Origin of the sequence: Coleofasciculus sp. FACHB-712 (assembly GCF_014695635.1) — a bacterium.
Taxonomy (GTDB): domain Bacteria; phylum Cyanobacteriota; class Cyanobacteriia; order Cyanobacteriales; family FACHB-T130; genus FACHB-T130.
The window spans coordinates 1-9775 of sequence record NZ_JACJOQ010000624.1 but is presented as its reverse complement, the minus strand read 5'-3'; the positions used below and the strand labels follow the sequence as shown (position 1 = coordinate 9775).

The window sequence follows — 9775 nt, the reverse complement described above, 5'->3', positions numbered from 1 at the left end:
GTCGCGGCTATGTCTAAAAGCAAAAAGCACAATCTCAAATGGCTCAAAGAAACCTTAGAGCTAAAAGAAGACCATAACTGGAAATCAAAGCCAGGAACTCGGATCTTCGTAGCAGGACGAGGAGCCTTGCGCTTCGATGTCCCTGAGGATTGGCATTTTGAACCGGATGAGAAGTCATTCCGGTTTTTAGACAAAAAGCCACCCAACGATGATGCTCGCTTAGAAGCTTCTTTTAATTTACTCCCGCCTGGAAACTGGAAAGATTTTCCCTTGGTTCCCTTATTAAAGAAGGTAGTTAAAGATGATGAACGTCAGCCAATCGAGCGAGGGGAAATTATTCAACTCAAGCGTCAAACTGCCCGCATTGTTTGGACTCAGTTCAAATTTATTGACCCAGAAGAACACCGCGAAGCTTATTCCCGAACCTGTATTGGGCTAGGTTCTGGTGTTCAGTGTCTGATTACTTTTGACTACTGGGTGGACGATGCAGATCGCCTAATTCCTGTATGGGATACGGTTATGGATTCGTTAGTTCTAGGGCTTTATATCCGCGATCCTCGAACCGGACTGGCATTACCCGACTAGAGGTTGGGGGATCTAAATTCTCAAACTGTGATGGCAAGAAAAGTTTGCGATCGCTTTGTTCATTCCGAAGAGCGATCGCGCTGGTGCCTACGTGCAGCTAATAACCAACCTACAGCAGCTATCTATTAGGCTGTAGTCTGGGTGTGTACGACATTGTACAGATGAAATTCGTTTCGGGCTAAACCTTCCCAATACGGTTGCTCTGGGTTGAAACCAGGTTGCTTGAGAATTGCTTCAAACGCTTCCCTGCTCTCCCATTGACCGTAATTAAACATCCGAGTACCATCTAGACTTCGATGAAAGGTAGCTGAGAGTAACCCCGTTGAGTTACTCATCGCACGTTCTAATTCAGCAGAGGTTCGTCTAACCATCTCAGGTTGATTAATTGGCATCATCCGAAATTCAGCAAGGTGCGTCACTCGTTCGCCTTCAGCAATTTCAACTTCTGCCGATAGAGATCGACTAGCAGTTACTTCCAGTAAGCGTGAATCAGGCGGGAAGAATTCACTGAACACTGTTGGACGAGGCAAGCTGCGGTAATCAAATTTGGGATTCCATTGGCTATAAGTAAAAACTCGCACTCCATCTAAACTACGATGCACGCTGGCTGATACGAAGTAAGGATTGTCAATCCAAGATTTGATTTGCTCTTGGATAACTGCCTCAATCAAGGTTGACTGATGGCGCTCTGCAACAGTGTACAGGTCTAGCCCAACGATCGCAGTATTAGTCCGGTCAATCTGCACCATAGTTCTATGCTCTTAAACCATTCATTACATGATGATTTTGCTTCACTGCTATGAGTTAGTTGATTCGGTGAAGACTACCTCGTGAAGCGACATTTGAAACTCATTGTTGGCAAGCGAGCGCATCACCATGAGAGGCTCAGCCATCGGAGGATTCGCGTTCATCTTGGCATACAATTGTTGGGAACTCCACAGCCCATAATTGATAGCGCGGGCACCATCAAGACTTCGATGAAAGTGTGTGGTGATTAATCCTGCTTGTCCTGAGATTTGCCGTATTGCTTCTGCGGTCGCTTCTAAAAAGCGGGGCTGATTAGCAGGATCTTTCAATCTAAACATTCCAAAGTTGATGAGTTCCCCCATGTTCGCTGTGATTTGCATCTGACTGTCTGCTGGCTCACTCATAAAAATGTCGTAAAGATGAGAGTCTGGAGCAAAGAAACCAGTAATCTTAGTCGCCAAAGCGATATCGCGGTTATTGATATAGGCTTCATAAGTAGCTAGATTTTGCCACTGCACATAATTGACAACACGCAACCCATCCAAGCTGCGATGAATTGCATTTGCAATGTATCCAGGTTGCTGTTTAAGGATGTCGTGAGTGTAGGCTATCAAACTATCTATCAATAACCATTGTTGGTCGGGCTGGGTAACAAAAATATCTAGTTCTGCCAGAACTGGGTTGTCCTTGAATACGGTAAGCATTTAGATGATTCCTCTGTGCTGACTATGTGATGATTGGTCAAACCAAAACGCAGCGAATTGTCCAACCAATAATACAGAGTCTGCTTACTGGCGTATAGTCGATTTTTGCAGCTTTAGAAGATTCTTGCTATTTCTTAAGAAATTGTTTCGGTGTAACTCCAGTGAGGTGCTTAAAGTGTCTGCCAAATTGACTCTGACTGGTAAAACCAACTTGCAGGGCAATATTTGCAATACTGTGCTGCTCCTGCATCATTAATTCCTGAGCGCGTTCAATCCGACGTTTAATCACATATTGGTAAGGAGAGTAACCTGTAGACTGCTTAAACAGTCGGGCAAAATGATACTGACTCATACCGAGTTCGGTGGCGATCGCTTCTAAGGAAACATCTTCAGCTAGATGAGCCTGGATATAGTCGATCGCCTGTTGCAATTTATGGCTAGGCAAACGACCTGAGTAAGATCGTATTTCTCGCCTTCGAGTTGAATAGTGCCGTAATAGATGAACAGCTAATGCATTTGCCATCGATTCTGCATAAAGGCGATCGCTTAACCCGTCTATTTCTAGTTCGGTTTTGAGTGCCAAACCAATTTGCTGGATCAAAGGATCGCAAATCTTAAGCTGTGGCGCAACTTGAGCATCGTCTGCATCAACCGATTCGTATAGGGCAGAAGTAAACAGCTTCGGTTCAAGGCGAAGTAACAAGAATTCCGCATCAGTATCCCAAAACAGTTTGCGATGTAGATAGGGAGGTGTAATCATAATGTCACCTTCAGCCAGACGATTGCTGCTGCGTCGCCCATCTATCGTTCGTTCTAACTGAATCGGTTGACCAAGATGAATACTGAGGAGATAATTCGGAAGGCAACACTCAGACTCCTGATTAGCGGGTTGATGATGGTGTTCAACCTGAAGAATATCTGAGACAATGTCTTGACTTCGCAAAATTGGCGATCGCGGCACAACCTGTAAGACAGCATTTTTTTGGTAGAGTCTTGGTTTATGCACTCTCTTCTAGCACTTGTGCCGTATCTAGCACTTGTGCCGTACTTTCATTGTCTAAATTTTAGTATAGGCGATCGCATCGGCTAGATTGTTGTTGGAAAGCTTGCGATCGCATTCGCATTTACTCATATGTTATACCGCTCAGCTTGCTCAGTCCGCCTCGCATCCCCTGAATACCATTAGACAGCAGCGCTGACTTGTTGACGGATGGGAATCTGAATCACAAACTCGGTTCCTTCCCCAGGAGTGGAGAAGCATTCCAATTTGCCGCCATGCTTTTCTGTGACAATTTGATAGCTGATGGACATCCCCATCCCCGTTCCTTTCCCAACCGGCTTAGTTGTGAAGAAGGGATTGAATATCCGTTGCTGAATATCTTTGGGAATACCAACGCCATTATCCGCGATCGCAATTTGCACCCATTGCGAATCAATCACAGAAGTGGAGATAGTGATTTGATCGGGATGGTCTTTTTTCTCCTGATACGTGCAATTGGCTTTGGTTTCTTCGAGTGCATCAATCGCGTTTACCACGATATTCATTAAGACTTGGTTGAGTTGTCCCGGATAACACTCCACAAGGGGCAACTTTCCATAGTCTCTAATCACTGCGATCGCTGGGCGGTCTGGTTTGGGTTTCAGGCGATGTTGCAAGATCAGCAGCGTACTTTCAATTCCTTCATGGATATCTACTTCCTTCATGTCCGCTTCATCCAATCGAGAGAACGTCCTTAACGATTTAACAATTTCTCGAATCCGTTCAGTCCCTAGTTTCATGGATGAGAGCAACTTCAACATATCTTCGTTGAGAAACTCTAAATCCATCTCATCAATTTTGGCTTCAATTGCAGGTGTGGGAAGGGGATATTCTTGCTGGTAAAGCTGCACTAACTCTAGAAGATTCTGAGCATATTCATCGACAAAAGTGACATTGCCATGAATAAAGTTGACCGGATTGTTAATTTCATGGGCTACTCCAGCCACCAATTGTCCCAAACTGGACATTTTTTCGGTCTGGATCACTTGTGCTTGAGTGCGCCGTAAATCAACCAGGGTTTGTGAGAGTTCTGCTGTCCTGACTTCGACTCGATTTTCCAATTCGGCGTTCGTCTGCGCCAGTTCGTTAAAGGAATCTTGTAACTGAGAAGCCATGTGATTGAAGGACTGTGCCACGGCATCTAGTTCTTTGATGTTGGTCGTGTCAACGGTTTGGTCTAACTGTCCAGTCGCGATCGCTTCCGATGCTTGGCTCAACTTTAAGATCGGGCGAGTAATCCAGCGTGATGTATAGATTCCTAAAATCGTTGCCGCTGCCAATGCTCCCAGACACAGGAGGATAGTTGTGCGAGTGTTGGCATTAATTTGAGAAGTGAAATCAGATTCCGGCACGGTGACAACCACCAGCCAGTCCAAGCCAAAGCGATCGCGCCAGGGCGTGACTTGAATAAACTGACGCTGTCGGTTGAATGTTACCTGAAGTTCTTGAGTATTTTGAAGGGTTTTGAAATTCTGGAATTGTTGTTTGAGTTTTTCTGCTACGGTGCGAATCAAGGGATCTGGGCTGTCTAGGGCACTGTGGCGTTTTGTCTCATCCTTGACTTTGTGTACAACGGGTTGAGTACTGGAACTGCCAATCAGCAAGCCATCCCGTTCCATGATAAAGACTTGTCCGGAAGGGCTAACTTTCAAGTTCCTCAAGAATTCACTCACATTCGTGAGTAGCAAATCTACCATCAGAAGGCTGCGTAGCTTGCCCTTCTGGTCATAAATTGGGTATCTAGCAGGGACTGCAACATAGTAATTAAGACCAATGTCAGAAGTGCCGCTGTGGCTTTTTATTGCCTTACCTGCTTCAGTAATCTGTACCGTGTTCTCAAATGCGTATGTGTAGATACCAGCCCAGGCTGGCTTACCTGCTTTAATGATGTCTTTCACTCCTGGTGGTAAAAAAGGATCGGCCTGATAACTCTGCAAAAGGCTTTTCCGGTTGCCCCGTTGATCGGCGATGTAATCCGATGCCACACCGTTTCCAGGGAGATTTTCAAAAACCAGGAGATTCACGCCATTCACCCAACGCCCAGCGCCTGATTCGGCACCATTCGGTAGAGCATAGCCAATGTAGCTGATTGTTTCAAATGCTCTAGCTTGACTCCAGAAATACTGTTCGCTAGCTTTAGGGTCATTCAGATTCAATCGTCCAGAAGCGATCGCATCTGCATTGACTTGGTTTAATTGCTGTGGGAGCGCCAGATATGTATCCAAGTGTTCATCAACCTGTTGACTCGCTTTGTCAATCAGTTGATTGGCTAGGTCATTGACTGCTTTCTGTCCGTTTCTAAATGACAGATAGCCAACTAACCCTACCGCTGCAAATATTTGTAATACAAAGGGAACGATAAGAATCAGACGTAAGGGAAACTGGTGCGTAGACTTAGCAGGACGAGCTGTTTTGATATTCAAGGGGGTCGCTCAGCAGAAGGTTTCAAGGAAGTACACAAAAGTATGGAATCTTACCTTATAGTTCCCGAATCTACTTTAGAAACATCATTTGAGCTTAAGTTTCAGTAGAAAGGCTTAAATGAGAGCGATCGCAGCTTAAGCCTTTGGGAGAATTGCGTGGTTTCGTTGCAGTCTGCGATTAAACAGCCTCGCTTGCGATCGGTGTAGTTAGGCGATCGCCCTAACCTTCGATGAAATTGAAACTATTTAAACCCATTGCACTGGATCTAGTTGATAGTAGCGTTGCAGTTGGTCATAAAGTGCTGGATGCTGCTTCAGCAATTGGCGGGGTTTTTCAAAAAAAGTCTCTGTTGCTACAGCAAAAAATTCGGCAGGATTCGTTGCACCATAACTATTCATTACCGTCTGTACGCCTCGTTGAATATCATTGCAGAGTTGTTGATATTCTTCTGTCATCACCTTTGTCCAAAGGTCATAGTCTGAATCTCGCTGCAAAATAGGAACACCCTCAGCTTTACCATCTTCTTGATCCAACTGATGAGCGAATTCATGAAGCACAACGTTATGTCCATCCCGCCAATTGGAAGTGTCTTGCTTTACCTGTTCCCAAGACAGTACCAGTTGGTCATTTGTCCACGATTCCCCCAGTCTGGCTACACGTCTTTCTTCAACAATATAATTCCCGGTGTAAGCAGTTTCATTAACAAAATATGTGCTAGGGTAAACCAGGATTGAACGAAGTTTAGGAAAGTAGGTTTCTCGCTGGTTGAGTAGGAGTAAGCAGGCGACAGCCGCAATAATCACCTTCATTTCTTCCGTTACCGCTAATCCTCCACAACCAATAAATTGTTTTTCTGCTAAAAACACTTGAATGTGTCCCTGAAGCCGTTTTCGTTCAGCGGGAGAAAGAAAAAAGTAAACAGGAAGATTATTCTCAACAATCGCATTCCATAAGGGTAAAAAAGGACGCTGTTGCAGGCGGTTCCGTCGCCGTTTAACTAGGACAGGATTGACTAAAATCCCAGTGATAATCAGTCCAACGATCAGAAAAATAATAATTATTTCAACCATTGACTTTTAAGCATTTTATGCTTCCTGATTCACAGATAAGCTTGTGGATGAAATATCTCTGAATTACATTATAGGATTACGCCTTTGTTGCCTGCCTGAAAAAAAGAGAGATCGCTCTAATGGTGGACGACTGACCATGAGAGCGATCGCTGATTTGACTCCTTGCTCATTCAGAAGTTAGCAAATCTCGTCCAGATCGACCCACTTGTCATAGGATGAATCGTAACCAATGTAATGAATAAAGTATTGCTGGCCTTGGATCTTCTCAATCGTTGCAGAATACCAATCTTCTTCTTCATCATCCCAACCTTTTACCTTTTGACCCACCGTATATCCGTTGTCATCGGATGAGCCACTATTGGGAATACGAATGTCATCTTCGTCAATCCACTCATCATGGGATGAACCGTAACCGATGTAATGAACAAAGTATTGGTTATCTTTAATTTTCTGAAGCGTTGCTTGATACCAATCTTCTTCCTCACTATCCCAGACTTCTACTGTTTGACCTACTGCATACTGATAGGTATCTGATATTACAGTTGAGGAAACATCTTGATGGAGCTTTGGCTCCTCTTCCGTAACTTCCTCTTTTACTAAAGTATGGGCCTTTAAAATTAAACTGCGAGCCACACTTTGAACCCCTGTATGCTCGTAGTAATTGGTGGTTTGATCCAAAAAAGCTGCGACAAAGTCTAAGTTATCATCAGCAATCTGGATAAAATTCCCCAAACTATTAGAAATAGATTGCGGCGTGACGCCTGTCTTGGATACTAAATTCTGCATCCAGCCTTGCACAGAGTTGAAACCCTGAGTGAGAAAACCAAGTTTATCAGAGGGATTATTTCCTGGTAGAAAATTCTGGACGGCTAAAAAAACCGGATTTTGAGCTAATACGCCAGTATCAGCGCCATTAATCACTCCCTGAATTTTGCTGAGAAAGTCAGGACCCAATGGCAAAATTCCATCTATACAAACTAAAGCCATCATCCGCGTTAGGGATGCATCTTTATAGTTGTTAGCGAGAGAAGTAGCAAATTCTTGTGGATTCGGTTGGGGAATGCCATTCAGTTTACAGAAGGCGATAATTTCGATAGCGATTTTTAGAACAAGGTCAATACTTTGAGTTACGTCTGCTTTGGGAGTGATGTTGCCCAAAAAAGAGAGAAAGCTTATTTTTTCACTAACTTTATTGGCTAAAGCCGCCGCTGCCATCGCTGTATCTGCTTTATCAATTGTTTGATAAAGTTTGATTGCGGTCTGATAGCCTTGTTGAGGATCGTGATATAAAGCAACAGCGCGATCGCGGATTTTTTGGATTACCTTGGCATCAGTTTCTCCAGTAATAGTACGGATACTATTATCAAACCCTACTAAGTTATTCCACTGACTTGGCACTACATAATCAAGAGCCTTTAAAACTTTAACCGTGATATTATCAGTTGGTAGTTCATCAACCAACTGAATAATTGATTTTTCCATACGTTGCTTCCTTGAAAACTAAGGTTTTTCTTGAATTGTACTCGATAAAATTTTGAGCCTTGGATTTATTTATATTTCATAACTCTTTTGGATCAATTAACTTTTAGAGGCAGAACAAGCCTCTAATTAATAGCTATGAAAGAATATTTATAAAATTATTGTTCAATATTATTGGAAATTGAAACAGATGTTTTGCTAGACCAAATACAGTCTGCGTTTGATGAAAACAAGAGGGCATGGGAAGTGATTATTCCCATGCCCCTTGATGCTGTGTACTTGCTAGGTAAACTCCTTTCGAGCTACTTTTTCTTACAAAGCAATCGCAACGCCCCCGTTAGGACTGTGGTTGTTGACGGCGTTGACGCCATTGCTGGCGCAATTGCTCAAGTTGTTGTTTTTGCTCAGCAGTCAACACTGCTTCCATCTGGCTCTTGCTACTCTGGCGAACCGCTTGGAGTCTTGTTTTCTGGTCTTCCGTCAAGTTTAGATTCGGTCTTTGCCGTTGCTCTTTAGCAAGGCGCATTTGTTCCTTTTGCTCTGCGGTGAAAATAGCATCCATTTGCTGCCGCGTAGACTCTTTAATTTGCTGCATTTGTGCTTTTTGAGCATCAGTCAAATTCAGCTGGTCATACTTCATTCCTGCGCCACCACGACCAGGACCTGCAAAGGCAACATTGGTGAAAGCGGGAATCATTGGGGAAGCGGCAAGGATCAACGCGATCGCTCCTGGCAAGAAGAACAAAGGTTTCATCTTCATAACTGTGCAAATTCCGGGTTGTTAGTGTGTAGCAACAACGCATTCGATTGTTGTATTACCTTAGACCGGGCAAGAGTAAAGATGGTTCAGTCTTGGTTAAAAATCATTGTCTACTATTCGCCCCATCTCTCAGATGTATCGCCTATAGCCTTTACTAAGCAAAGGAATAAGCGGTTGAGAGATTCACAGAATTGTTCGCTTATGAAATGCGATCGCGTAGCGTACCAAAGGCGATCGCACTGCTGTCTATGTGCAGCCAAAACTAATGTGAGAGATCGCTATAACTGGGAGAGCAACTTGTCGTAGTCTGTATGTGTACCAATCCAAAACCACACAATACCATTCTCGTTTCTCACGCCGACAGCACGATAACTTTTACTAACACGAGCAGAATAGATAGGAAGGGTGGGATGGACTTGCTTGAAGCGAAGACTAGGATGCCAAGGATCTTGCTTGAACTGCCGATATGCGTCGCGTGCTTGTTGCTGAACCTGCTGAGGAATAGTGGCAAATGCTTTGCGAAACTGAGATGTTGTTCTAGATTTCACAGGGTTTCTGGATCTAACTCTTGGGTTTTGCCTGCCCGATCTTCAGCTAATGCCTCTGCTGCAAGTTTGGCAAGCATATCCTGAGACTGTGAAAACGCTCTATCCCAACAAGCTTCATCTTCAAGCTCTTCAAGGATAAATGCTGCGATTGCATCTTGTTCGGTTTCAGGAAGCTGCATGACTCTTGCGATCGCCTGTTCAAGTAGCTTGGTCATGGTTGTTGCATTGTTGCAGAAAATACTCTGTAATCATTGTACTGTTCTGTTCTAATCCAAGAGCCTGAAACTCACTTACAACCGAACTTGACGAGGCAATGTAATCTTGGTCGTTCCACAGATAACCTGGCGGTAACTTGACACGGTTGCAACTGTGATCGCACTTCTACATACAGCCAAAACCAACCTCCACGAGCGATCGCT

Annotated in this window: 10 protein-coding genes; 1 reads left to right on the top strand and 9 read right to left on the bottom strand. The window is 44.0% G+C overall.

All coding sequences use genetic code 11. The features are described from left to right. Positions 1 to 9 precede the first annotated feature (9 nt). Complete coding sequence (locus tag H6F50_RS23055; RefSeq protein WP_190430493.1) at positions 10 to 585, top strand: hypothetical protein; 576 nt, start codon at positions 10 to 12, stop codon at positions 583 to 585. 125 nt (positions 586 to 710) lie between these two features. On the opposite strand, the gene H6F50_RS23050 is transcribed toward H6F50_RS23055, so the two are convergent. From H6F50_RS23050 to H6F50_RS23010, 9 genes are all read right to left on the bottom strand, one after another. After that, positions 711 to 1334, bottom strand: coding sequence for an antibiotic biosynthesis monooxygenase (locus H6F50_RS23050; RefSeq protein ID WP_190430492.1), 624 nt, complete (start codon positions 1332 to 1334; stop codon positions 711 to 713). 48 nt (positions 1335 to 1382) lie between these two features. Further along, positions 1383 to 2036, bottom strand: a complete 654-nt coding sequence (locus tag H6F50_RS23045) for an antibiotic biosynthesis monooxygenase (protein ID WP_190430491.1) — start codon at positions 2034 to 2036, stop codon at positions 1383 to 1385. Positions 2037 to 2163: 127 nt separating this feature from the next. Continuing rightward, the gene (locus H6F50_RS28080) at positions 2164 to 3042 is read right to left on the bottom strand and encodes an AraC family transcriptional regulator (RefSeq protein ID WP_190430490.1); all 879 of its coding nucleotides are present in this window, start codon (positions 3040 to 3042) and stop codon (positions 2164 to 2166) included. A 176-nt stretch (positions 3043 to 3218) separates the two neighbouring features. Then, the gene (locus H6F50_RS23035; protein WP_190430494.1) at positions 3219 to 5492 is read right to left on the bottom strand and encodes an ATP-binding protein; all 2274 of its coding nucleotides are present in this window, start codon (positions 5490 to 5492) and stop codon (positions 3219 to 3221) included. Positions 5493 to 5744: 252 nt separating this feature from the next. Beyond that, on the bottom strand, positions 5745 to 6569 hold the full coding sequence (locus tag H6F50_RS23030; protein WP_190430489.1) for a M90 family metallopeptidase: 825 nt from the start codon (positions 6567 to 6569) through the stop codon (positions 5745 to 5747). Between the two features lie 177 nt (positions 6570 to 6746). Then, entirely contained in the window at positions 6747 to 8051 is a 1305-nt protein-coding gene (locus H6F50_RS23025) for an agenet domain-containing protein (RefSeq protein ID WP_190430488.1), read from the bottom strand. 334 nt (positions 8052 to 8385) lie between these two features. Continuing rightward, entirely contained in the window at positions 8386 to 8808 is a 423-nt protein-coding gene (locus H6F50_RS23020; RefSeq protein WP_190412438.1) for a Spy/CpxP family protein refolding chaperone, read from the bottom strand. Positions 8809 to 9086: 278 nt separating this feature from the next. Further along, positions 9087 to 9356 carry a hypothetical protein gene (locus H6F50_RS23015; RefSeq protein WP_190412439.1) on the bottom strand — a complete coding sequence of 90 codons (270 nt, stop codon included), beginning with the start codon at positions 9354 to 9356 and terminating at the stop codon, positions 9087 to 9089. Beyond that, positions 9353 to 9571, bottom strand: a complete 219-nt coding sequence (locus H6F50_RS23010) for a hypothetical protein (protein ID WP_190412440.1) — start codon at positions 9569 to 9571, stop codon at positions 9353 to 9355. The genes H6F50_RS23015 and H6F50_RS23010 overlap by 4 nt, the downstream gene beginning before the upstream one ends. Between the last annotated feature and the right edge of the window lie 204 nt (positions 9572 to 9775).

What these genes read in the sequence shown, in the direction of transcription:
- H6F50_RS23010 (WP_190412440.1), bottom strand. Translation starts at nt 9,571, where the DNA reads ATGACCAAGCTACTTGAACAGGCGATCGCAAGAGTCATGCAGCTTCCT.
- H6F50_RS23045 (WP_190430491.1), bottom strand. Translation starts at nt 2,036, where the DNA reads ATGCTTACCGTATTCAAGGACAACCCAGTTCTGGCAGAACTAGATATT.
- H6F50_RS23020 (WP_190412438.1), bottom strand. Translation starts at nt 8,808, where the DNA reads ATGAAGATGAAACCTTTGTTCTTCTTGCCAGGAGCGATCGCGTTGATC.
- H6F50_RS23055 (WP_190430493.1), top strand. Translation starts at nt 10, where the DNA reads ATGTCTAAAAGCAAAAAGCACAATCTCAAATGGCTCAAAGAAACCTTA.
- H6F50_RS23030 (WP_190430489.1), bottom strand. Translation starts at nt 6,569, where the DNA reads ATGGTTGAAATAATTATTATTTTTCTGATCGTTGGACTGATTATCACT.
- H6F50_RS23025 (WP_190430488.1), bottom strand. Translation starts at nt 8,051, where the DNA reads ATGGAAAAATCAATTATTCAGTTGGTTGATGAACTACCAACTGATAAT.
- H6F50_RS23050 (WP_190430492.1), bottom strand. Translation starts at nt 1,334, where the DNA reads ATGGTGCAGATTGACCGGACTAATACTGCGATCGTTGGGCTAGACCTG.